20 protein-coding genes, 1 rRNA gene, 1 other RNA gene and 1 other annotated feature are annotated in these 23,159 nt (G+C 51.9%); of the genes, 2 read left to right on the top strand and 20 right to left on the bottom strand.

Features of this window, described 5'->3' with window-relative positions; genetic code table 11:
- The 17 genes from AC0YNV_RS34670 to rpoE form a co-directional block, all read right to left on the bottom strand.
- Nucleotides 1–96: ribosomal RNA gene (locus tag AC0YNV_RS34670) — 16S ribosomal RNA — on the bottom strand; the annotation flags it as partial.
- Between the two features lie 307 nt (nucleotides 97–403).
- Complete coding sequence (locus tag AC0YNV_RS34665; protein WP_475772105.1) at nucleotides 404–667, bottom strand: pro-sigmaK processing inhibitor BofA family protein; 264 nt, start codon at nucleotides 665–667, stop codon at nucleotides 404–406.
- The gene (locus AC0YNV_RS34660; RefSeq protein ID WP_379114369.1) at nucleotides 640–942 is read right to left on the bottom strand and encodes a DUF2508 family protein; all 303 of its coding nucleotides are present in this window, start codon (nucleotides 940–942) and stop codon (nucleotides 640–642) included. Before AC0YNV_RS34660 ends, AC0YNV_RS34665 begins: the two co-directional genes overlap by 28 nt.
- Nucleotides 943–1,127: 185 nt before the next feature.
- On the bottom strand, nucleotides 1,128–1,727 hold the full coding sequence (gene recR / locus AC0YNV_RS34655) for a recombination mediator RecR (RefSeq protein WP_210046143.1): 600 nt from the start codon (nucleotides 1,725–1,727) through the stop codon (nucleotides 1,128–1,130).
- A 135-nt stretch (nucleotides 1,728–1,862) separates the two neighbouring features.
- A complete protein-coding gene (locus tag AC0YNV_RS34650; protein WP_210046144.1) occupies nucleotides 1,863–2,174 on the bottom strand; it encodes a YbaB/EbfC family nucleoid-associated protein in 312 nt (103 codons plus the stop codon).
- A gap of 119 nt (nucleotides 2,175–2,293) precedes the next feature.
- On the bottom strand, nucleotides 2,294–4,114 hold the full coding sequence (gene dnaX / locus AC0YNV_RS34645) for a DNA polymerase III subunit gamma/tau (protein ID WP_475772108.1): 1,821 nt from the start codon (nucleotides 4,112–4,114) through the stop codon (nucleotides 2,294–2,296).
- 208 nt (nucleotides 4,115–4,322) lie between these two features.
- Complete coding sequence (locus tag AC0YNV_RS34640) at nucleotides 4,323–5,768, bottom strand: ATP-binding protein (protein ID WP_475772104.1); 1,446 nt, start codon at nucleotides 5,766–5,768, stop codon at nucleotides 4,323–4,325.
- 150 nt (nucleotides 5,769–5,918) lie between these two features.
- Nucleotides 5,919–6,184, bottom strand: an RNA gene (gene ffs / locus AC0YNV_RS34635) — signal recognition particle sRNA large type.
- Nucleotides 6,185–6,301: 117 nt separating this feature from the next.
- On the bottom strand, nucleotides 6,302–6,703 hold the full coding sequence (locus tag AC0YNV_RS34630) for a YhcN/YlaJ family sporulation lipoprotein (protein WP_475772103.1): 402 nt from the start codon (nucleotides 6,701–6,703) through the stop codon (nucleotides 6,302–6,304).
- An 82-nt stretch (nucleotides 6,704–6,785) separates the two neighbouring features.
- The gene (gene rpmE, locus AC0YNV_RS34625; RefSeq protein WP_210046148.1) at nucleotides 6,786–6,983 is read right to left on the bottom strand and encodes a 50S ribosomal protein L31; all 198 of its coding nucleotides are present in this window, start codon (nucleotides 6,981–6,983) and stop codon (nucleotides 6,786–6,788) included.
- 128 nt (nucleotides 6,984–7,111) lie between these two features.
- Nucleotides 7,112–8,362 (bottom strand): radical SAM family protein, encoded by a 1,251-nt coding sequence (locus AC0YNV_RS34620; RefSeq protein ID WP_475772102.1) that lies wholly within the window; start codon nucleotides 8,360–8,362, stop codon nucleotides 7,112–7,114.
- A gap of 18 nt (nucleotides 8,363–8,380) precedes the next feature.
- Complete coding sequence (gene rho / locus AC0YNV_RS34615) at nucleotides 8,381–9,742, bottom strand: transcription termination factor Rho (RefSeq protein ID WP_475772101.1); 1,362 nt, start codon at nucleotides 9,740–9,742, stop codon at nucleotides 8,381–8,383.
- 110 nt (nucleotides 9,743–9,852) lie between these two features.
- Entirely contained in the window at nucleotides 9,853–11,112 is a 1,260-nt protein-coding gene (locus AC0YNV_RS34610; protein ID WP_210046151.1) for a UDP-N-acetylglucosamine 1-carboxyvinyltransferase, read from the bottom strand.
- Nucleotides 11,113–11,279: 167 nt separating this feature from the next.
- On the bottom strand, nucleotides 11,280–12,134 hold the full coding sequence (fba, locus tag AC0YNV_RS34605; protein WP_475772100.1) for a class II fructose-1,6-bisphosphate aldolase: 855 nt from the start codon (nucleotides 12,132–12,134) through the stop codon (nucleotides 11,280–11,282).
- A gap of 580 nt (nucleotides 12,135–12,714) precedes the next feature.
- Nucleotides 12,715–13,113, bottom strand: coding sequence for a response regulator (locus AC0YNV_RS34600; protein WP_210046153.1), 399 nt, complete (start codon nucleotides 13,111–13,113; stop codon nucleotides 12,715–12,717).
- A 125-nt stretch (nucleotides 13,114–13,238) separates the two neighbouring features.
- Nucleotides 13,239–14,858: a CTP synthase gene (locus AC0YNV_RS34595; protein WP_475772099.1), complete on the bottom strand. Its 1,620-nt coding sequence runs from the start codon at nucleotides 14,856–14,858 to the stop codon at nucleotides 13,239–13,241.
- A 493-nt stretch (nucleotides 14,859–15,351) separates the two neighbouring features.
- On the bottom strand, nucleotides 15,352–15,927 hold the full coding sequence (gene rpoE / locus AC0YNV_RS34590; protein ID WP_475772098.1) for a DNA-directed RNA polymerase subunit delta: 576 nt from the start codon (nucleotides 15,925–15,927) through the stop codon (nucleotides 15,352–15,354).
- Nucleotides 15,928–16,276: 349 nt separating this feature from the next.
- Between rpoE and AC0YNV_RS34585 the strand changes: the two genes are divergently transcribed.
- Nucleotides 16,277–17,410, top strand: a complete 1,134-nt coding sequence (locus tag AC0YNV_RS34585; RefSeq protein ID WP_475772097.1) for a S8 family peptidase — start codon at nucleotides 16,277–16,279, stop codon at nucleotides 17,408–17,410.
- Between the two features lie 43 nt (nucleotides 17,411–17,453).
- On the opposite strand, the gene argS (AC0YNV_RS34580) is transcribed toward AC0YNV_RS34585, so the two are convergent.
- The 3 genes from argS (AC0YNV_RS34580) to argS (AC0YNV_RS34570) all read right to left on the bottom strand — a co-directional run bounded on the left by argS (AC0YNV_RS34580) (nucleotide 17,454) and on the right by argS (AC0YNV_RS34570) (nucleotide 21,471).
- A complete protein-coding gene (argS, locus tag AC0YNV_RS34580) occupies nucleotides 17,454–19,133 on the bottom strand; it encodes an arginine--tRNA ligase (RefSeq protein WP_475772096.1) in 1,680 nt (559 codons plus the stop codon).
- A gap of 50 nt (nucleotides 19,134–19,183) precedes the next feature.
- Nucleotides 19,184–19,666, bottom strand: coding sequence for a YwiB family protein (locus AC0YNV_RS34575; protein ID WP_475772095.1), 483 nt, complete (start codon nucleotides 19,664–19,666; stop codon nucleotides 19,184–19,186).
- 83 nt (nucleotides 19,667–19,749) lie between these two features.
- Entirely contained in the window at nucleotides 19,750–21,471 is a 1,722-nt protein-coding gene (gene argS / locus AC0YNV_RS34570) for an arginine--tRNA ligase (RefSeq protein WP_475772094.1), read from the bottom strand.
- Between the two features lie 66 nt (nucleotides 21,472–21,537).
- Nucleotides 21,538–21,802 (bottom strand) — a binding site (T-box leader).
- Nucleotides 21,803–21,957: 155 nt separating this feature from the next.
- On the opposite strand from argS (AC0YNV_RS34570), the gene AC0YNV_RS34565 reads away from it, so the two are divergent.
- Nucleotides 21,958–23,103, top strand: coding sequence for an ROK family protein (locus tag AC0YNV_RS34565; RefSeq protein ID WP_475772093.1), 1,146 nt, complete (start codon nucleotides 21,958–21,960; stop codon nucleotides 23,101–23,103).
- Nucleotides 23,104–23,159 lie beyond the last annotated feature (56 nt).

Here is a 23,159-nt window from a genome sequence, read left to right as displayed (position 1 = left end):
CCGTTGAAAGCAAGCTTTCAACGAAATCCGCTCGACTTGCATGTATTAGGCACGCCGCCAGCGTTCGTCCTGAGCCAGGATCAAACTCTCCATAAAAGAGATCCGAAGATCCCATACCTTACAGATAAGCTAAAACAGCTCATTCTTTAAAACCTGTTTGACAGGTCGCTCATTGTTCAGTTTTCAAAGAACAAATGCTTCTTCTTGCAGGCGCCGCAAGGCTTTCCTGCTTCGTAAGCTCTCGTCGTTCGCTTCAGCGGCGACTTGATTAATATATCATATCCGCCTAGCTCATTGCAAGTACTTTTTTTGAATTGTTTTTGCAAATGAATTGGTGCTGTGTAACGCAAGGAGTAATTTAACACAAAGCCTGCCTAATGGTCAAGCTATTTCATTCCATGAGCTAGAAGAGCGTCCATTGAAGTCCGAGAACAAGCATGATGCCGGGAAGCCCCAACAGAACAACAGTACCGATGGTTGCCGGATTAAGGGGTACTTCGAAACCTGATATCAGACCCGAATAATTAAGCAGGTACAACACTACCGCCGCTGCAGTGAGATGCAGCGAAAACCGCCGAAACCATAGCCAGGATATCTTGTTTCTTAGTATCATGACAGCCAGCAATAATGAAGAGACAATTAATAGGACAAGCCATATGGTCTGCATACTGCCATCCCCCTTACGGATTGGCACCAGTCGCCATTCAATGCTTTGGCTTTTCTGAGAAGCATCTCGTATCTTTTCTCGGCCGCTTCGATCGCGAAGATCGCGTAATCAATCTGATCTTTGCCTGAGGCATACTCAAAATGCCGCTGTGCGTTATCCCAATCACGCTTGGCAATCAACAGTTCATCGTAAAGTTCCAGCATCTCCTGCTTCATTTTGCTTTCTTTCTCTATCATCACCGCTCTCTCGCGCTGTTTCAGCCATTTATCCCACATTGCAAGTTCCCCTTTCGCTTGTCCATTGTATACATACCTGATTTTGATTCAGCATGTAGTACAAATTTATGAACCAGCGCCGTAAAACAGAACGAAAAAACAGAAAACCCTGCGAGTAAAATCTCACAGGGTTTCCAAAGCAAGAAGATATGCGAAAAATTCTTTTGCACCCAAAGGGTAAACGATTAATTCAATTCCCTTCTGCCTTCCAACGCTTTGGACAATGTGACCTCATCGGCATATTCCAAATCGCCGCCTACCGGCAGTCCATGAGCGATACGCGTTACTTTGATACCAAAGGGCTTGACCAGTCGTGACAAATACATCGCGGTCGCTTCGCCTTCAATATTGGGGTTGGTCGCTAATATCATCTCCTGAACGCGCTCATCGCTAAGACGCCTCAGCAGCTCGGCAATCCGAATTTCTTCGGGTCCAATCCCTTCAATCGGCGAGATGGCTCCCTGCAGCACATGATACTGGCCCTGGAATTCTTTGGTTCTCTCCATCGCTACCAAGTCTCTGGATTCCTGCACCACACAGATTACCGAATTGTCTCTGCTCTTATCCTGACAAATCCGGCATGGATCGATATCGGTAATATTGCAGCAGACGGAGCAAAAATGAAGATTGCGTTTGACGCTGACCAGCGATTTGGCAAAATCAATAACATCGTCTTCCTTCATCTTCAGAACATGAAAGGCTAGCCGGGCTGCGGTTTTGGGACCGATACCCGGCAGTCGGCTGAAAGCATCAATAAGTTTGGCTATCGGTTCGGGATAATACAAAGCGCAGCTCCTTTACTTCGATACATCAGATTTAACCGCTTATCTATAATCAAGAAGAAACCTGCATCCTCTTACGACGACACAAGTTTCTTCCCTTTGGATTATTGAAATATGCTTTAAAGCACCGGTTGTCGATTAGAACAAGCCTGGAATTTTCACGCCGCCGGTGTATTTGCCCAGATCTTTATTGGCCAGCTCATCGGCTTTGGAAATTGCATCATTGACTGCGGTCAATACAAGATCCTGCAGCATTTCAATATCATCCGGATCCACAGCTTCAGGCTTAATTATGATGCTTTGCACATTTTTATGGCCATTTACGACTACGGTGACAACACCGCCGCCAGCTGTTCCTTCAATGGTTTTCGTGCCCAGCTCTTCTTGAGCCTTAAGCATTTGTTCCTGCATTTTCTTCACTTGCTTCATCATTTGATTCATGTTATTCATGGTCTACACTCCTCGTGTTTGCTTAAATTGGAATCATTACGTCAGGAAGCATACATGTAAAATCTATGCTCTAAAATATTTCAAGAAGAAACAATCGGCTTAGCGGCGGTTATCAAGGATTATTTATCTTTGATGACCACGAGATCCTCACCGAATAACTTGACTGCCTCTTCGATCCATTCCGGTTCGGAGGGCGGGCCGCTCTGCTCATCAGGCTGCAGGAACAAAGGCTCAGCGGATGATGCCGGCGCCGAGTCGGAGGCTGACTGCCAGTCCTTGAGCATCACTGTCGCGAGCTTCACAGGGCGGGAAAAGGACTCCTCCAGCACCTTCTCGATGACTTCCCGGTTGGCCGGCTTCTCTGTCGTTTCGCGATGCATTGTGTTCTTGAAAGCAATAAGCAATGTATTGTCTGCAGCCGATACCGGCTCCCCATCAACCAGCCAGGCATGCACTGTAATACGCATTTCCTTGACTCGCTGCAAAATCTCGCTCCACTTCATGCGCACCTGGGCAATCGCTTGCCCTTCAGCAGCTGCAAGAAAGGGTTCCAGCTTCACATTCGAACGAACGGTTCCGCCTGAAGGTGAAGCAGCACCGCCGCGATTGCCGAATGCTGCGCCGCGTCCGCCTCGTGTCTGGCTTGAACCCGCCGCTTCTGCAGCAGTACCTTTGGATTCTTCGCCGGCAGGCTGAACACCGGTGCGCAGCAGCTGTTCCAGTCTGCGCTCCAAGGTCTCGACCCTTTGCTGCAGCCGCAGCATTTCCGGGGGAGCTGCAGCAGCGGACACCTGAGCGGGCGCCGCGTTCGCCCCCCTGCCAGCATGATCGTCCGGCAGACCTGAAGCCGGTGTCTCCGGAAGCGTGCAGATCTTCATCAGAGCGACTTCAAAGATCGTTTGAGGGAGCGTAGCATGTCGGATCTCCGTTTGATATTGATTCAATACATCAATCATGAGGAAAAGCCGCTCGGAGCTGAAAGCTTCAGCCATAGCTTTGAACTGCTCCTGATCTACAATCCGCTCCGTTGAGGCGCGGCCTTGCGGACCCAATTTTATAACGAGCAGGTCCCGAAAATAGTATACTAAATTCTCGAGGCATTTGTCCGCACTTTTGCCTGCCTGCATAAGTCCTTCAACTAACGGCAGTATTGCCCCGGCGTTACGGTCGCGTACAGCCTCAGCCAACTGGGCAAACTGCTCTGCCGCTAACCCCCCGGTTACTTCGACGGCATCGATAAGCGTAATCTGCTCTGCCGCATAAGCAGAAACCTGCTCCAGCAGGCTGATGGCGTCACGCATTCCGCCATCGGAGAGACGTGCAATATAGGCCAGCGCCTCATCCTCCGCGCCAATCCCCTCTTCATCGCATATTCGGCGCAGCCGCTCTGTCTGCTCCGGCAGTGAAACCTGGCGGAAATCGAAGCGTTGGCAGCGCGAAATAATTGTAGCCGGCAGCTTATGCGGTTCCGTAGTCGCCAAGATGAAAATGACATGGCCTGGCGGCTCCTCCAGCGTTTTGAGCAGCGCATTAAACGCTTCTGTAGTAAGCATGTGAACCTCGTCAATAATATACACCTTGGTACGGACTTCAGATGGTGCGTACCTGACCTTGTCCCGGATATCCCGAATCTCGTCAATACCCCGGTTGGATGCTGCATCAATCTCCACGACATCCATGACGGTTCCTGCAGTGATTCCGCGACATGCGTCGCATTCATTGCATGGCTCCGGCGCTGGCCCCCGCTCGCAGTTAATTGCCTTGGCCAATACTTTGGCCGCCGTTGTCTTGCCTGTCCCTCGGGGACCGTTAAACAGATATGCATGCGACACCCGGTCTTCCCGGATCGCATTTTGCAGCGTCTGGATAATATGCTGCTGGCCGACCATGTCCTGGAACGTCTGCGGACGCCAGGCGCGATATAAAGCGATATGTGTCACACGGAACGTTCCTTTCGGCTCATTATGGGCATTGCCCGGTATTCTCATTATACACGAACCCGTCCGCCAAAAAAACCGTTAACCTGCGGGCTTTCTTTCTTTTCCCTCTATGCAATCGCTGCTGCTCCGCTGTTTGCAGCGGATCGACTGGATATACGTTGGGTAAAAACAATTCCGTAAGAGAATGGCGCAGCCGGGACCGGAACTTTTAACAGGGCAGCATAATGGTAAAAAGAGCGCCTTCCTCTGTCGTATCCGCCCGGATCGATCCCCCGAAATCATGAAGAATCCGTTGACAGACCGAAAGACCGAGTCCGGTTCCGTTAGCCTTCGTTGTCACGAACGGATCGAATATTTTATCCAGCATGGACAGGGGAATTCCCGGTCCCGTATCCTGGATTTCAATCATCAGCCATCTCCCTTCACTGTTATTCTCCACTTGTGCGTGTACCGTCAATGTCCCCCCGATGCTCATAGCTTCAATACCGTTTTTGCAAATATTCAGCAGCACCTGCTTCAACATCTCCGGATCAGCCTTAACAACGGGAAGCTCCGCCCCCCATTCCCATGACACCGATACGCTGTGAAGCAGGGCTTCGCTGGCAACCATTGGCATAATTTCGCGAAATACAGCGTCAATTTGAATCAGATCCTGGGTAACATGCCTGGGTTTGCTCAGCATAAGAAATTCACCGACTAGACTGTTGATCCGATCGAGCTCTGTGAGCATAATCTCCGTATACTCCACTTCCTTGGTCATTCCGCGCGCGGTCATTGTTTTTTGAAACATCTGCATAAATCCGCGTATCGCGGTGAGCGGATTGCGTATTTCGTGAGCGGCTCCAGCGGCAATCTGGCCAATCATCGCCAGGCGGTCGCTGCGCTGAACCTGTACCTCCAGCGATCGTAAATTGGTGACATCCTTGAACAGAATATAAGCGCCCTCCACTACGCCCCCGGAACTGTGAAAAAGTCCGACATCCATCAATAGCTCTGTCTGCTCGCTGCCCTGAATCCAGGTCATGGGATAATTCCGCACGGCCGGACCGCCTGCAAGTGCGCTTTGAATGAATTTGTATTCCTTGGAGGAGGCAAAGAAACGATGGAGCGGCTCATTCACAATGGCGGATTTCGAAGCGCCAAGCAGCCTGCATGCCAGCGGGCTAATATCCAGAATGATCGACTCTAAGGGGTGAAGCAGAATCACTCCAATGTGATCGTCCCGCAGCATCGTTTCTCCAAAGCGCTGGATCAGATTCCCTTCCTTTACAGGCTCCTGGCTGAAAAGAAGCAGCAAGTGGTGCAGGGCATGCTCGTTCTCCATTCTTAAAGGCATCACATGGAGGATGAGAGCTTCACCGTTGGCTTTTTTCAACTGCGTGGGAGCCGGTTTAATAATATTCCGGTTGCCGATGCTGAGCACATCTCCGCCCGTTTCTGTATTAAATAATTGGCTGTCGGAAAGAGATGATATGCTTCGATTGAGGATCGTCGAGGAGGTGTAACCCGTTTCGCTTAAAAATAAGGAATTGCACTCGGTAATCATACCTTGATCATCCAGCACCAAAACCATAGTTCCGGGCAGATGACTGGAGTAATCATCAAGCATATCCATACTTATTGAGCCGGTTGGCAAGGATGGCGCTTTGTACATGGTGATCCCCTCTTTTTTAATTTGCTGTTTCTTCCTTTCGTTCCATAATTACCAAATTCCTGCAGAAAAAGAAAAAAACATCCACACGAAGTCATATTACGCTTCGCTTGGATGTTTATGTTTTACTTAGGTGGCTACTATAGAGTTAAACCGCGCACCTGTCTTCGATACATGCGACCCGGGCGGCAATTTTATTCCCAGCTCTGGCCAGGCACTCCCCCGGCACATGAACGTACCCGCTTACGGCTGCTTCCTTCCGGACCTGACCGGGTTCACAAGCGTCCATTGCGGAGGACCAAACCGTCAACACTGTTCCTAAAAACCAGCCCCGCATCGGCATAACCTCGGACAGGAATTCAACCTCGCTACAGCGGATTGCGAGTTACAGGGCACCGCTACCTCCCCGTCTAGCACGGCAGAAATAATTATAGCGTGTTCTGTCTTAAAGTGCAACTATAAGAAGAAATGACAGTCCATTGGGAAACGCTGCTATGCCGTCTTTTTACAACCAGTCACAAAGAGAGAAACTCCCCTTACTTCTTCGAGGTAACAGATACCTTATAGCGCGGCATGTTTTTCTGCAGGGTGGATAATACTTTCTCCTTCAATTGCGCCTCATCCACATTCGGGTCAGCCTTGACCGATACCTTGAGCTTTGGCCCTTGGATCATAATGTTATAGTCCGCAACTCCGGGAATTTCCTTCAGCTTCCGTTCTGCGAAATCGCCATCCGATCCATAATTGAGATCATTGCCGTTGCGATTGGGCAAATGAGGGTTGCTGTTGGAAAGGCCCATATAGCCGTCATGACCATAAGAGCGGGTGTTCATATTGTTGCTGCCGTCTTTCTTCACCCCGCATCCGGCAAGCGCGGCAAGTACGAGAAGCAGCGCCAGCCCGGCGGCAAGAACTGTAGATTTGCGTGAAAACTTCATAAAAAAACCTCCCTTTAGCCATAGGATGGCTAAGGGAGGCTCTTGTATTCTGCTAATTAAAGGCAGAGACGGTTCAATGGAATTAGATACCGTATTTTTTCTTGAATTTGTCGACGCGGCCGCCGGCATCCAGGAACTTTTGCTTACCCGTGAAGAACGGGTGACAAGCGGAACAAATCTCTACACGCAGGTTCTCTTTGATCGAACCTGATTCGAATGTGTTCCCGCAAGCGCAAGTAACCGTGGTGACGTGGTAGGTCGGATGAATACCTTGTTTCATCGTACACACCTCTTTCTGCCCTGAGTCACAGGCGGACCCAGAGTTAAAATACACACTCAAAGTAGTATAGCATGGCTCAAGTCAAACGCGCAATGAATTCCTTTTTGCTTACTAAAGCGGTGAATTCCCTATTTAACCGGCATAGGCGGAACATGCGTGTAGGAACCAATGACAACGTCCGGAAGTTCCTCCGCGAAGATGTCCAGCATTTGCTTCATTCCGTATATCTCGCCCTGCGGCTTCGGAATCAGCTCCAGGTAGCTCTCGGGATCAATGTTCAAGTTGCGCATTTGGATGAACTTCAAGCCTGTCCGTTTGATGAAGCCGATCATGGCATCCATCTCTTCCTCACGATCGGTAACGCCGGGGAAAATCAAATAGTTGATTGACGTATATACCCCTTTGTCAGCCGCGTAACGGAGTGATTTTTCTACATTCTTCAGGTTATAGCCGCGCGGTTTGTAATATGCATTGTAGTGTTCATCCAAAGCGCTGATCGTGCTTACCCGCATCAAATTTAAACCGGCGTCCACGATGCCGCGGATATGATCGGTCAATCCGGCATTAGTATTAATATTAATAAAACCAAGCTGCGTCTGATCGCGGACCCTCCGCATGGCATCTATAATAATCTTGGCTTGGGTCGAGGGCTCACCCTCACAGCCTTGGCCGAAGCTGATGATCGCTTCAGGCGTGCGCAGATGCTCAAGCATGATGTCCACGATTTCATCGACAGTCGGCTTAAAGTTCATCCGTGTCTGCGGCGCCGGGAATCCACTGTCGTCCGGCTGTTCGGAAATACAGCCGAAACAGCCTGCGTTGCAGGAGAACGATACCGGTACCGCCCCTTCCCACCGCTGTAAAAATGTATTCGATGCCGTCAGACATTCATAGCCAAGGGCGCAATTGGACAGATGCTTATAAAGACGATTGTCGGGATATTTGGAGAGCAATCGTTCCACCTGAAGATTCAGCTCATCCGTGTCGCAATTCAGAGGATTCCACCGCTCCGGATCGTCAGACTTATGTGCCGCTACATAGAAGCCATCATCCTTCCAGACGACAGCTGAATAGCCGAACAAGGGCAGCTTCTGCGTCTTGTCCGTCTTCATGTAGCTGGGAATGCACAACCGTGTAAATCCTTGCGGCAGAAGCGCTCCTACTGCCTGTACATCGCCAGGAAGCGGCCGCATCTCGCCGGAAGCCGCATGTATGCCGATTGGCCGCGTATGCGGCAATCCGACCAGTGTGGCTCCTTCCGGCAGCGGAATCAATTCATCTTCCATTAATTCAATAACCATGTCACCGCTTCGTCCAAGCGCTAACCAATCCGGATGATCGAACAAATTACCCTGTTCGTCCGCATATACGAGATTCATGTTGTCCTCCTTCTTCCCCTAGGAAACGGGGGTTGAACGGGTCGTTGGACGCCTTGCAGCGCTCGTTCCCGTGCTGCTGCTCCCTGAATTCGACGAGTGGCTGCTTTGCGGCCGTTTAGGCGGCTGTATCATCGCGGAGGTATCCAGCGATGCCAGGAATTCTTCGTTCGTCTTTGTATCCGCGAGCTTCTTCAGGAACCCGTCGACAAATTCGATTGAATCATTCATGTTTTTACGAATCGCCCATACTTTATCCAGCTCTTCCTTGGTAAGCAGCATTTCTTCGCGCCTTGTTCCCGAACGGCGAATATCCATGGCCGGGAAGATGCGCCGATCTGCCAGCTTGCGGTCCAGATGAAGCTCCATATTACCCGTTCCCTTGAATTCCTCATAAATAATATCATCCATACGCGAGCCTGTTTCGATAAGCGCCGTCGCCAGAATCGTCAAGCTTCCGCCCTCTTCGACATTACGCGCGGAACCGAAAAACCGCTTGGGGCGATGGAACGCAGCAGGATCGATACCGCCGCTGAGCGTCCGTCCAGAAGCCGGAACCACGAGATTGTAGGCACGTGCAAGCCGCGTTATGCTATCCATCAAAATAACAACATCTTTCTTGTGCTCTACCAGCCGCAGCGCCCGTTCCAGAACCAGCTCCGTAACCTTGATATGATTCTCCGGCAATTCATCGAAGGTTGAGGCTACAACCTCTCCTTTGACCGAACGCGACATATCCGTTACTTCCTCCGGCCGCTCATCGATCAGCAGCACGAATAATTCAATTTCCGGGTGATTGGTGGAGATGCTGTTGGCAATTTCCTTGAGCAGCAAGGTCTTGCCCGCTTTCGGCGGAGCAACGATAAGTCCCCTCTGACCAAGTCCAACGGGTGCAAGCAGATCCATAATGCGCGTGGATAGTTTGGATTGGGAAGTTTCAAGGACTAGCTTCTTTTCTGGATAAAGAGGAGTAAGAGCAGGAAAATGCAGACGTTCTCCGGCTTGTTCGGGGCTTTCTCCATTGACCGCGTTGACTTGAAGCAATCCGAAATAACGTTCGTTCTCCTTGGGAGGACGGCATTTGCCGGAAACCAAGTCGCCTGTTCGCAAGTCAAACTTGCGGATCTGGGATGCAGAAATATAAATATCTTCAGTGCTGGGCAAATAGTTGATCGGGCGGAGAAACCCGTATCCCTCTGACAGGATCTCAAGTACACCCTGCATAAACATGAGTCCGCCCTGCTCGGCTTGAGCGCGCAGGATGGCAAAAATCAATTCTTTCTTCTTCAATGTACCGTAATACGGTATCTGAAACTGTTTAGCCAGCTTGTACAGCTCGGTCAGCTTCAATTCTTCAAGATCGGCGATCTGAAGATCGGACATATTATCACCACTTCTTTTCAATGATCAAAATCCATCTTATTCCATCCATCATTGCCGGAATCGGCCTTGTCTATTCCAAAGCCGATTCTACTCTCGCATCCTACTATTCTTTACTCTTGTTCCTGCTCACGCCAAACATCCGCGCCAAGCATACGTAAATTATCCACCAGATTGTCATAACCTCTGTCTATATATTCAACTCCGGTTATTTCCGTCACGCCCTCAGGAACAGTCAGTGCCGCCACAACCAACGCAGCTCCTGCCCGCAAATCGGCAGCACGTACTTTGGCCGCGGTAAGAGGTCCGCCTTCGACAATGGCCGATCGGCCCTCTACCCTGATATTGGCGCCCATTCTCGTTAATTCGGGAACATGCTTGAACCGGTTGCTGTAAATATAGTCGCTCAGAATACTAACGCCTTTCGTTTGGGTCAGCAGACTGGTCATCGGAGATTGCAAGTCGGTGGCAAATCCGGGGTACACAAGCGCTTTGACATCAATCGCTTCGTAGTCGGCCTGACCGACGATACGAATGGATTCATCCATTTCATACACATGAACGCCCATTTCCTGGAGCTTGGCTGTAACGGCCTCCATATGCTTGGGAATCACGTTATCAATAAGTACGTCGCCGCGGGTCGCCGCAGCGGCAATCATGTAGGTTCCTGCTTGAATGCGGTCGGGGATAATCGAGTGACGGCAACCATGCAAGCTGTCTGCTCCCTCAATACGGATCGTCTCTGTCCCGGCTCCTTTAATTTTCGCGCCCATGGCGTTAAGAAGAGTGGCAACATCTATAATTTCAGGCTCTTTTGCCGCGTTTTCGATAATCGTGGAACCTTTGGCCCGGGAGGCCGCAAGCATAATATTAATGGTTGCTCCAACACTGGCTACATCAAGATAAATTTTTGCACCCCGCAGCTCTTTGGCTACGATACGAACCGATCCATGGTCATTCGTCACTTTGGCGCCAAGTGCTTCAAATCCTTTAATATGCTGTTCAATGGGCCTGGGCTCGAAATTACAGCCGCCGGGAAGGCCGATTGTCGCTTCCCCAAAACGACCAAGCATGGCACCCATCAAATAATAAGAGGCGCGAAGCAGCTTTACTTTTCCGTTAGGCATCGGGATGGATTGCATTCCGGATGGATCGATCGAAATCGCGTCTCCGCTTCTTGTAACCGTTCCGCCAAGCTCACGCAGTATTTCACTATAAACCGCTACGTCACTGATCAGCGGCAAGTTATCCAGAACAACTGTTGACTCCGCCAGGATGGCAGCTGGCAAAAGCGCGACTGCGCTGTTTTTTGCCCCGCTGATCTGTACGGTGCCCCGCAGCGATTTTCCGCCGCGTATCATTAATTTTTCCATCAGCCTCATTTTCCTCCCACTCGGAAGGGAGCAAAGGAAAAACCGCCGCATCCTTTGAAGAACGCTCGACGCCATTACTCACACCTTAAATATTACGGGACATTGAGTGAAAGAGGACATCGATTTTCATCAGGTACTATGTGGCGGTTTATACCATGCTCCGGATGTTACGCTTGATTGCTGCTGCCGAACAGCCGGATTTTTTCTTGAACAACTGCTTTCATAGCGTTACGGGCAGGTGTCAGATATTTACGCGGGTCAATCACGGAGGCGCTGGCGCCTAATGCTTCGCGGATTGCATTGGTGCATGCAACCTGATTCTCGGTATTAACGTTGATTTTGCCTACGCCGGCTGCAATGGACAGACGAATGGCTTCGTCTGGAACGCCCGAACCGCCATGCAAAACAACCGGTACCGGAATGGCATCAGCTACTTTTTGGATAATATCGTAGTGGATTTTCGGCTCGCCTTTGTACATACCGTGTGCGGTACCCACAGCAATCGCCAGACAATCAACACCGGTTTCTTCGTAGAAACGGATGGCTTCCTCAGGCTTGGCCATCGTAGCATCGGCTTCATCAACACTCAGATCATCCTCAACGCCGCCGATTGTACCCAGCTCGCCTTCAACGGAAACGCCCATTGCGCGTGCAGCTTTTACAACCTGCTTGGTCAATTCGATATTTTCTTCCAGTCCGTAGTGGGAGCCGTCGAACATAACCGAGGAGAATCCTGCGCGGATACATTTCATGGCGACTTCAAAGCTGCTTCCGTGGTCAAGATGGAGCGCGATCGGCAAGCCGGATTGTTTCGCGGCTGCTTGTGCGATGGCAACAGTGAATTCAATACCCATGTATTTCAGTGCGCCTTCGGATACACCATAAATAAACGGTGATTTTTCCTCCATTGCTGCTTCGACGATCGCCTGCGCGAACTCGAGGTTGTTCATGTTGAACTGGCCGACTGCGAATTTGTTGGCTTTGGCTTTTGGTAAAAATTCATTCATTGATACGAGTGGCATAGATTCTCTGTTCCTCCTAAAAGTTTTTGGCCCTGCTCCATCAAGCAATCAGCTTGCAAAAAGCCGCGAGCTTAAGGGTGTGAAGCATGGCTCTGACATGCGGTGCTTCTCTCTCCTGCGCGCCATTCTCCACAAACAAACACCCCTGAAATGAAGCAACGCCCCGCCATCTTCCGATGATGGTGAAAATCGTTTCTTCCTTCAAATCTATAAGAGAAAGCATAACGAAAAGCTGGACGTTTCCTATAGATTAATAAGATGGAGGTTATGCCTGCTGCGAGCTGCTTGTCGCTAACTGCGCTCTGGCGACCCAAGCATCTTCCCGCAAAAATACAGAGAAGGAGCGTAAGACTCGTCCTTTTCCGGTATTTTCAGAAAGCTTGCAGCGGGAGCACTCTGCGGTAACGGAATAAATCACGGTTCTGCTTGTTATACCCCGCTAGTATACCACAACCGTTTATTGTTTGGTACAGGTCTTTGAAACGCTTGGCTCCGTGGTCAGCAGGCCTTCCACCGCCGCAGAAGCATTCCTCTTAACAGGCCAACTGCCTAACCTCTAAAGAAAAAAGGCCCTGAATAATCAGGACCCTACTGCGTACCAATTGTTGGATTCACCGCCGCGCAGCTGCAAATTAACGGCCATTCTCATCTCATCGATATCGAAAGGCTTGGTAAAATGCATCAGCGCACCGTGGTCGGTTGCCTCCTTGATCATATCGAGCTCGCCATAAGCGGTCATCATGATCACCTTGATGTCTTTGTTAATGGCTTTGATGTGCTTCAAAATTTCCAGTCCGTCCATGCCTGGAATTTTCATATCTAGTAAGACAAGATGCGGCACGTCATTCCTTACGATCTCCAGCGCCAGTTTGCCGTTAGAGGCTTGAAAGGTCACATAACCCTCACTGCTAAATACTTCCATCAGCAAGACTCGAATACCGTTTTGGTCGTCGACGATTAACACTTTCTTCTTATCCAACTCGAAACCCTCCTACGAATGCGCTAAAATCCTGCCGCACGATTTGGTCAACTCTCCCATAATCGTTAATTTATTCGCGAAGTGGCATTCAATATCCTGCTTCATGCTGGAAAAAAAGTGAAAAACTACATCTTTCCTTCTAAACTCTCGGATCTTAGCAAAGCTGCCCTGACAAAACCGCGGAAAAGCGGCTGAGGCCGATTTGGTCTGGAGGTAAATTCGGGATGGAACTGTACGGCCAAAAACCAAGGGTGCTCCGGCAGCTCGATCATTTCAACCAGACGGCCATCCGGCGAAGTCCCGGAAATGCGCAGTCCGCCCGATTCGATGCGTTCGCGGAATTCATTATTGAATTCATAGCGATGACGATGGCGCTCATATACAAGCTCGTCATTATATTCACGTTCGGCCAGCGAACCGGCAGCAAGCTTGCACGGATACAAGCCAAGGCGCATGGTTCCGCCCAAATCCTCAATATCCTTTTGTTCCGGCAGCAGATCAATAACCGGATAGCTGGTGGAAGGGTTGATCTCCGAGCTGTTGGCATCGGCAAGTCCCGTAATATTGCGGGCAAACTCGATAACGGCTACCTGCATGCCGAGACAAATGCCGAAAAATGGGATCTGTTTCTCGCGGGCATAACGGATCGCCGTGATTTTGCCTTCAATCCCCCGGTCGCCGAAGCCGCCCGGCACCAGAATGCCATGAACGCCATCCAGCAAATCCGCTACATTCTCGCTTGTCACATCCTCCGCGCTAACCCAGCGCAGCTTCACATCCGCATCGGAATCAAAGCCTGCATGGCTGAGCGATTCCACGATGCTCAGATAAGCATCATGCAGCGCTACATACTTGCCGACAATGGCAATTTCCGTGGTCCGGCTGAGCTGCTTGACACGGGTGACCAGACTCTCCCATTCCGTCATATCCGGCGGAGGGGTGGTCAGCTTTAGGTGGTTGACGACGATCTCATCCAGACCCTGCTCGCGCAGGTTAAGAGGTACCTCGTACAAGGTCGAGGCATCGCGGCATTCCACAACTGCACTGGCGTCGATATCGCAGAATAGAGCGATTTTACGCTTCAACTCGTCCGCAAGCGGGTATTCCGTCCGGCACACGATGACATTCGGCTGAATGCCGATGCTTCTGAGCTCCTTGACGCTGTGCTGGGTGGGCTTCGTTTTCTCTTCGCCCGCAGCTTTGATGAAAGGAATCAGCGTCACATGGATATACATCACGTTATCGCGTCCGATATCGCTTTTAATCTGGCGGATCGCTTCCAGAAACGGCAAGCTTTCAATATCCCCGACCGTACCGCCGATTTCTGTGATCACCACATCGGATCCCGTCTCCTTGCCTGCACGGAATACGCGTTCCTTGATTTCATTGGTGATATGAGGAATGACCTGAACAGTGCCCCCAAGATACTCTCCGCGACGCTCCTTGGTAATAACGGAGGAGTAAATTTTGCCTGTCGTTACATTGCTGTTCTTGGACAGGTTGATGTCAATAAATCTCTCATAGTGGCCAAGATCAAGGTCTGTCTCCGCACCGTCATCGGTTACGAATACCTCCCCATGCTGATAGGGGCTCATCGTTCCCGGGTCCACGTTAATATAAGGATCAAACTTCTGAATCGTTACTTTCAAACCCCGGTTCTTGAGCAATCGGCCGAGCGATGCTGCCGTTATGCCCTTACCCAAAGACGACACGACACCGCCGGTTACAAAAATGTACTTGGTCACTGATGATACCCTCCACGCTAGGATGTTAAAGTATAGGATTGCCCAATTCCTTAATAAGAAACGAATTCCACTGCCTTGTTGAAGGCGAAATTAGTTTCTGCAATTCAATTACGTTCAGAGAAGAATAGATAAAGCTTGATCCTTCTGAACTTTCAGGAAGATGCGGCTGGCGCCGTCTTCGGCGGCGAGACAAGCTTCTTTTCTCAAGAAATATAAGCAGAGTATGGTCGAAACCAGCCTTCTTATATTATGAAAAAAGGATAAAAAAAAGAAAAAAGTGACACCCGTATAGACGGGGCACTTTCTGGATTGGCTTATTACTTGCATGTCCGAACTTAAAGCCCATGCAATAGTTTACTCTTCGCGGCTATCCCCTGTCAAGACAAGAAGAAGGGTCTTCCGCCCCGTACAGAAGAATGGCTCGCCGTCCATTGGCGGTTCGTCGGGATTTTCGCCAAAGACCTTCTGGAATTGACAAACGCTGGAGATCTATCTATTTATCGTCGTCCTCGTCGTCATCCTCAAAATCATCCGCTTCCTCGGAATCCTCGTCATCCGACGCCTCATCCTCATCCACGTCATCGGTATCCTCATCGATTTCTTCGTCATCGATCAGTACCTCTTCGTCAACCTCAGCTTCCTCTTCCGCCTCGTCGAAGATTTCCTGATCTTCGTCATAGCTGTCGAAATCCTCTTCCTCGGCGGTGTAGGTTTCTTCTTCCTCGTCCGGATAAACCTCGTCATCCTCATCATCATCATTGATAATGCGAGGGCGTTTGGCGTTGCCCACCGGATCTTCGGAACGTTCCACCGGATACCAGCGTTTGAGGCCCCAGGTATTGTTACCAACACAGGCAAAACGACCGTCAATATTGATTTCCGTATATACTTGCGCAATCACTTGGTTGGTTTCATCTTGGGACAAGCCACGGATCTTGGCAATTTCCATCATAATATCCCGATAATAAAACGGCGTATTGGCCGCTTTAAGCAGTTCAAAAGCCAAATCAACCATTGGCATTTCCTTGACGCGTTCAGGATCGATCTTCAAGGTGATTTCGCTGCTCATTGGACACTTCCTCTCATGTCAATCTACTACAAAACTACGCAGACAATCCATTATCAACTTTTAGTAAAACCTATTTCTTTCAAAAAAGCAAGCGGCAGGCCTTTTGTATGTAAAAAGAAAAAGCGAAGGACAACCCTTCGCTTTGACTGTATCCTTCCGGATGATCCGGCTGCTGCCCACCCGGGATGCAAGAGCCGTTAATGGACTCCTGATTTATTCTATGTGCCTCAGCGGCGAATGACACGGTTATTCAGCCTAATTATAGGAAAAAAGGTCACTTGCTCATACGGCCTGCCGCTTGCCGTCATACAATACTGCAGCATAGTCCACCCGGGAGGAGAGGCCAGCCTTGGACAGAACCGCAATTCTCCGCCTGCTGCACAGTTCGCAAGCCCAGTCCTCGTCTCACGTTAAGCGCCGCATCATCCGCTTTGAGCAGCGCAGCGATTATCGGCGCTTCCTCCAGGAATGGTCGGAGCTGCGCGAGCCGCTTGCCGAAGAGCAGGCTCCCAGACATCTTCCATTAATTGAAGCTTTTTCACTTCCCATACCCGATGAGCAGTTGAAAACCCGTTCCCGCGACGGCATCCTGATCGAGGATGACCCCCTGCTTCGCGTTCACGCCACGACAGTCAAGCAGACCGCACGCGAAAAGGGTATTCCCTGGGGTGTCAATGAAATTAAAGCCCCGCAAGCATGGGGCATGACAACGGGATACCGGGTTAGAATCGGCGTAATTGATACCGGTGTGGATTTCAGCCATCCCGACCTTAAGCATTCGCTTGCCCGCGGCATCAATTTGTTGAACCCTGCCGCACTTCCGCATGATGATAACGGGCACGGCACACATATTGCAGGAACGATTGCCGCGGCCAACCAGCTGCGCGGCATGATCGGGGTCGCTCCACGATCCATCGTTTACCCTGTAAAAGCCTTCGATCATAACGGCAGCGCTTTTGTATCGGACATCATTCTGGGCATCGAATGGTGTGTCCGCAACCGGATGAATATTATTAACATGAGCTTCGGCATGAAAACGCGCAGCAAGTCACTGCTCCAAGCTGTGACCAATGCGTACAATGCCGGCGTTATTGTTGTCGCTTCTTCCGGAAATGACGGGAAAAGAAAGTCCATCGACTATCCGGCCAAATATCCGCAGACCATTTCTGTCGGAGCCACTAACCGCCTGCGCCGTATTGCGCCGTTCAGCAACCGCGGTATCTACATTGATATCTATGCTCCCGGAGATAAAATCATGTCGTCATGGCTGCGCGGAAAATATCATGAAATGAGCGGAACCTCCATGGCAACCTCGCATGTCAGCGGCGCCATTGCGCTGCTGCTGGCCCACCAGCCGGGACTTTCGCCGTCCGAGATTAAAGCCATATTAAAGCGTTCCATGCTCCCGCTGCGGGGCACAAAAGCTCCCCGGTTAACCGGGGAGCTGGATGTAATGCGCATGCTCGCATCCGCGGACCGGTAGGTCTGCGGTTTGCTTGCAATTCAACGCGCGGAAGCTGCCAAATCTACATACGTTCCGGGGCTGAGACGCCAATCAGGCGCAGAACCGTCGACAGCACTGTACGAACTGCGGCCAGCAGCGCCAGCCGGGCTTGCGTCTGAGCAGCATCCTCGGTTATAACCCGTTCCGCCTTGTAATAGCTGTGGAACAAGGATGCCAGCTCATAGACATACCGGACAAGCCGGTGAGGCGCATACTGCTCGGCCGCTTCCGCAATTTCCTGCGGCAGCTCGCCCATTTTGCGCAGCAGATCGAATTCATGCTCAGTCGCAAGACGGGTCAGATCCACTGATGCGGGCGGCTGAAGCTGAACGTCCTGCTCCTGTGCCTGGCGGAAGATGCTGCAGATGCGCGCATGGGCATATTGGACATAAAATACCGGATTTTCGTTGGATGTCGAAATAGCCAGATCCATGTCAAAGTCCAAATGCGAGTCCATGCTCCGCATGGAGAAAAAATAACGAATGGCGTCGATGCCCACTTCCGCCATCAAATCCTCCATCGTGACCGCCTTGCCGGTCCGTTTGGACATTTTCATCTTCTCGCCGTTCTGGAAGAGGCTGACCATCTGGGCAATCAGCACAACCAGCTTCTGCGGATCGTTGCCTAGCGCAGCCATCGCTGCCTTGACCCGGGGAATATAGCCGTGGTGGTCAGCGCCCCAAATATTGATCATCCGGTCGTAGCCGCGGGCGAATTTATCCCGGTGATAGGCAATATCCGGCGTTAGATAGGTGTAGGAACCGTCATTTTTCACCAAAACGCGGTTCTTGTCATCGCCATAAGGCATCGTGGACAGCCACGTGGCGCCTTCCTCTTCAAACACTTGCCCACGCTCACGCAGCGCCTCAAGCGCCGCTTCGACCTGTCCGCTCTCATACAGCTTCGTCTCACTGTACCATTCGTCGAATTCGACGCGGAATTCCGCCAGATCACGCTTGATCTTGTTCAGCTCCCGCTCCAGGCCGTATGCGCGAAAGAATGCAAAACGCTCATCGTCAGGAATCGACAGCAGCCGGTCGCCTTCCGACTCGGCCAGCGCCTTGGCAAAGCCAATAATATCTTCGCCATAATAACCGTCTTCCGGCATTTGGGCTTCCTGACCAAGCGCTTCCTTATAGCGGGCCTCAATAGAGTAAGCCAGGTTCGCTACCTGCTTGCCGGCATCATTAATGTAATATTCCCGTGTGACCCGGTAGCCGGCAAAATCCAGCAGATTACAAAGCACATCGCCTACAGCGGCGCCGCGGGCATGGCCCAGATGAAGGCTGCCCGTCGGATTGGCGCTGACGAACTCGACCTGGACGGACTGCCCGCCTCCTGCATTCACGCGGCCATATTCCTGGCCTTGGCCCAGCACCTGACTGATCACCGGATAGAGATAGCTCTTGTCGATCCGGAAGTTAATAAAACCCGGTCCGGCAATCTCCGCGGACTGTATGGAGGCCTTGCTTTTATCCAGATGGGCGAGTATGGCTTCCGCAATTTGGCGCGGATTCTTCTTGGCCAGCTTGCTGAGCAGCATGGCGGCATTGGTCGCCAAATCGCCATGCGACTTATCCTTGGGCACTTCCAGCACGAAGGAGGGAAGCTCCTCGCGTGCCGCCAGCCCAGCGGCTACCACCGCATCCGCTATCGCTTCTTTAACAAGTATATCCAGCACATCAATCGCATTTGCTTCCATTAAAAAATCCAGCTCCTCTTCATCATTCGCATTACCAAACAGGCAAACTTCTATTCTTCCGTCAGGACGGAAGCATGCCCGTCTTCCAGCTCTTCCGCACGCAGCCGGATGACAAACAACCCGGACGGCTGCTCGTCTACCCACAGTCTGTAATGCCATTCCAGCAGCATCGGCAGCGTCGGCGCCAGCGGTTCATCCGCAGGCTCCGCCTGGGCCATATCTCCGCACTGCATCCACAGCAGCGTAGTATCCGTCTCCAGCTGGAAACGGATATGCGTCGAGGCGTAATGCCCCAAGCGGCGCGCTCCGGCCGCAAAGGACTGGTCCGATTCCACATCCCCGTGACGCTTGACGCTGAGCTCGCCTTCGCGCCAGCGAACGACCGTCCGCACCTGGCCATTCTCATCGGATTCGTCGTAGCGGACATAGACGGTGCGGTCTTTGCGGAACCATTCGCCGATGAAAGCATGCTTTTGCTGTTCTCCGTCGAGCTCGCTCGTTAGTTTGATTCGCACTTTCGCTCTGCCTGTCATCGTCGTTAGTCTCCTGTCCTGCTTCTTATGATACCTACTATATACAGGAGCAACAAGGATTTCAATGCCGCCGGAAGCAGCGGCTAAATCTGGCGGGGCGACTGGAGACCCAGCACAGTCAGCCCGCTGCGGATGACCTTGGCGCAGGCAGCCACAAGCACAAGCTTCGCCCGTGTCGCTTCCGGCGTTTCCGATAGAATCCGTTCCTGATGATAGAATCGGTTGAAGTCCTTGGCAGCGTCGAGCAAATATCTAGCCAAGATGGAAGGCTCATTCGCCTTGACCGCCTCGCGGATGGCATCCGGATAGGCGGATAAGGTTTTGAGACAGGTCCATGCGGCGGGAAGGGATAAGAAGCCTCCCTCTTTTTGCAGAGCGCCATCCTTAACTGCCTGCATCGCTTCATCGATGGTCAAGCCGCCCTTGACCAGCAGCTTATACGCCCTTGCCGCGGTATATTGCAAATAAGGACCCGTCTCCCCCTCAAAGCGAAGCGCCTCGTCCAGCGAGAAATTCACTTCCAGCTGCCTGCCGTGCTTCAAATCGCCGAAGATAATGGCGCCGATGCCGACAGCCTCGGCTATCTCCCGCCTGCCGGCAAGCTCCGGATTCTTCTCGGCGATGAGCGCTTCCGCTTTGGCGACCGCTTCATCGAGCACCGTGTCAAGAAAGATCACCTGCCCTTTGCGTGTGGACATCTTGCGGCCTTCGAACTTCATTAATCCGAAGGCGACATGCTCGCAGCGATCCACGCCGTCCATTTTCATCCGCTGCAGAACGGCAAACACCTGCTGGAAGTGAAGCTTCTGTTCTGCACCAACCACATAAAGAAGGCGGTCGGCTCCCATCTCACGTTTCCGGTACAGCGCGGTAGCCAAATCGCGCGTCGGGTAAATCGTCGAGCCGTCGGATTTCAAAATGAGGCAGGGCGGCATACCCTCTTCATCCAGCCGCACCACCTGAGCGCCGTCGCTCTCCTCAAGAAGCCCCTGTTCAGTGAGCTGACTCACAACCGCAGCCATTTTATCATTATAGAAGCTCTCTCCCAGCGTATGGTCAAAGGCAACCCCAAGACGCGCATACATCCGGTCGAATTCCTTCATGCTGAACGATACGAAAAACGTCCACAACCGCTTTGCTTCCGCATCTCCGTTCTCAAGCTTCCAGAACCAGAGGCGCGCCGCATCCTCAAGCGAATGATCCCTCTCGGCCTCCTCATGAAAAAGCACATAGAGACGCAGGCTCTCGCGGATCGGCTCCCGTTGAAGCGCCGCTTCGTCGCCCCAGCGCGTGTAAGCCTCCATCAGCTTGCCGAACTGCGTTCCCCAATCCCCGATATGGTTGACCGTCATCACCTTATACCCCGACAAACGGTAGAGATTGGCGAGTGCATGGCCGATCATCGTGGAGCGCAGATGCGCCACTCCAAACGGCTTGGCGATATTGGGCGAGGACAGGTCGATGACGACCCGCTGCCCCTCTCCTTCCGAGGACTTGGCAAAATCCCCGTCCAATATGGTTTCAAACAGCTCTGGAGCAAAGCGGGCAGGTTCAAAAAACAGATTCAAATAGGGACCCTTGGCTTCTGCGAGCACACCGGCAGACGGGTCCTGGACAAGCGGCGCAAGCTCCCCGGCGATGGCTGCAGGCGGACGCTTCCATTGGCGGGACAGCAGGTAGCAGGGGAACGCCACATCACCAAGCGCCGGATTCGGGGGAAGCTCCAACACAGCGGCAATCTCCGTCTGCGAAAGCCCGGTATGAGGCTGCAGGCGCTCTGCCGCCCATTTCAGCAAAAGATTCATCTTATTCTCCTCCTTCGGATTTTTAACGGATGCTTATGATGAAAAACACAAAAACCCCCGTCTCTGTAAAGAGACGGAGGTCTGGTCCGTGGTACCACTCTTCTGGCTCCCGCCTAGAATAGAAGGGGCCGGCCGATTGGCCGGCTGCCTCTCCTCGTTAGCGGGGCCGCTTGAACACGGTAACGGGGTGACCGGATTATCCTACAGCGGCAGGCGCATTCGGACAATCAACTCCCGGGCCCGCTTCCCATGCCTCGCTGCACCGGCTTTCACCGCCCCGGCTCGCTGCTTGCAGCGCTTTGCAAAGTACTGTCCCGTTCATCGCTTGTAAGCTGTTATTTGTTTATTATATGCATCCGAAGAGAAATTGCAAGGGGAAGGTATACCGCCCATTCATGCGACTTGCTGCCGGCTTCATGAACAGCATATACTAAACTGAACTGAACCAACGGAATTTTCAATTTTATTTGGAGGACGGCAGGATCAATGAGCAAAGGAACCGCATTATTACGGCAGCGCAATGAAAAACGCACCCTGGCGCTGCTTCGCACCGGGGAACATCACTCCCGGCAGGAGCTGTCCAAGCTGCTCGGCTTAAGCAAAAACACCATTTCGCTCATAATCGACAGCTTCATCAAGCAGGGGATCGTCGAGGAAAAAGGGCTGGACGAGCAGAGCGGCGCAGGGCGGCCAAGAATCCAGCTGGAGCTGATTCCGGCTTTTCATACCGCAATCGGAATTTCCATTGGCCATTCAAGCTGCCAATTTGTCGTCACCGACTACCGCTCCACCATTCTGGAGAGCGGCGAATGGACAATCCCGTCCATGCAGGCGGACCCTTTTATCGGGCAGCTGATCAGCTTGTGCAGCGGGCTTCTCGACAAGTACCCCCAGACGCTCGGCATCGGTGCGGCGATACCTGCGCTGGTCGATCCCCACTTGGGCCTTGTGCACTTCTCGTCCCATCTGGACTGGCGGGACGTCCGTCTCAAGGAGCGGCTGGATGAGGGCCTCCCGGTGAAAACCATCGTCATGAACAATGTCAGAGCGTCTGCGCTGGCGGCTTCGTCTGCTGTCCCCTTACCCCCGGGTGGCTCCGGCAATCTCTTCTATTTGCGGGTGGATGAAGGAGTAGGAGGAGCCCAGATTATTGACGGCCGCGTCTATGATGGCGCAAGCTTCACTGCAGGTGAAATCGGTCATCTGTGCGTGCAGATGGACGGACCCCTGTGTGCCTGCGGACAGCGGGGATGCCTGGAGACGCTCGTCAGCATGCCTGCGGTGAGAGAGCAGCTGCGCGCCAGCTACCCCTCGGCGAATCCGGAAGAAAGTCTGCTGTCACTGGTCACCAGACTTCAGCATGAAGCATGCGTCCTGGATCTGCTGCGCGCATCCGGTGAACATATCGGCTTCGCGCTGGCCCAAATCGTGAATCTGATGAACCCGCAGAACATCATCATCGACAGTCCTTTTGCCACACTCGCCCCCTTCAAGCTGGCGGTCCAGCAAACTATGCAGCGAAGAGCGCTGCGAATTCCGCTCGCAAAGACGAGCCTGCAGTTCATCCGTAATGAGTTCTCTGCAAGCATTGGCGCCGCATATGCGGTCGTGCTGGATTTCGAGAAGGAGTAAACGGGTCAAGTTGCTCAGGTGCTTCACTATTTTTTAATTAGAAAGAAGGTCGCTTG

Source organism: Paenibacillus sp. JT31N11 (assembly GCF_056269285.1).
This window is presented reverse-complemented; position numbering and strand designations above follow the sequence as displayed.

What these genes read in the sequence shown, in the direction of transcription:
- AC0YNV_RS34665 (WP_475772105.1), bottom strand. Translation starts at nt 667, where the DNA reads ATGCAGACCATATGGCTTGTCCTATTAATTGTCTCTTCATTATTGCTG.
- AC0YNV_RS34660 (WP_379114369.1), bottom strand. Translation starts at nt 942, where the DNA reads ATGTGGGATAAATGGCTGAAACAGCGCGAGAGAGCGGTGATGATAGAG.
- AC0YNV_RS34650 (WP_210046144.1), bottom strand. Translation starts at nt 2,174, where the DNA reads ATGAATAACATGAATCAAATGATGAAGCAAGTGAAGAAAATGCAGGAA.
- AC0YNV_RS34640 (WP_475772104.1), bottom strand. Translation starts at nt 5,768, where the DNA reads ATGTACAAAGCGCCATCCTTGCCAACCGGCTCAATAAGTATGGATATG.
- AC0YNV_RS34630 (WP_475772103.1), bottom strand. Translation starts at nt 6,703, where the DNA reads ATGAAGTTTTCACGCAAATCTACAGTTCTTGCCGCCGGGCTGGCGCTG.
- rpmE (WP_210046148.1), bottom strand. Translation starts at nt 6,983, where the DNA reads ATGAAACAAGGTATTCATCCGACCTACCACGTCACCACGGTTACTTGC.
- AC0YNV_RS34620 (WP_475772102.1), bottom strand. Translation starts at nt 8,362, where the DNA reads ATGAATCTCGTATATGCGGACGAACAGGGTAATTTGTTCGATCATCCG.
- rho (WP_475772101.1), bottom strand. Translation starts at nt 9,742, where the DNA reads ATGTCCGATCTTCAGATCGCCGATCTTGAAGAATTGAAGCTGACCGAG.
- AC0YNV_RS34610 (WP_210046151.1), bottom strand. Translation starts at nt 11,112, where the DNA reads ATGGAAAAATTAATGATACGCGGCGGAAAATCGCTGCGGGGCACCGTA.
- fba (WP_475772100.1), bottom strand. Translation starts at nt 12,134, where the DNA reads ATGCCACTCGTATCAATGAATGAATTTTTACCAAAAGCCAAAGCCAAC.
- rpoE (WP_475772098.1), bottom strand. Translation starts at nt 15,927, where the DNA reads ATGAGCAGCGAAATCACCTTGAAGATCGATCCTGAACGCGTCAAGGAA.
- argS (WP_475772096.1), bottom strand. Translation starts at nt 19,133, where the DNA reads ATGGAAGCAAATGCGATTGATGTGCTGGATATACTTGTTAAAGAAGCG.
- AC0YNV_RS34575 (WP_475772095.1), bottom strand. Translation starts at nt 19,666, where the DNA reads ATGACAGGCAGAGCGAAAGTGCGAATCAAACTAACGAGCGAGCTCGAC.
- argS (WP_475772094.1), bottom strand. Translation starts at nt 21,471, where the DNA reads ATGAATCTTTTGCTGAAATGGGCGGCAGAGCGCCTGCAGCCTCATACC.
- AC0YNV_RS34565 (WP_475772093.1), top strand. Translation starts at nt 21,958, where the DNA reads ATGAGCAAAGGAACCGCATTATTACGGCAGCGCAATGAAAAACGCACC.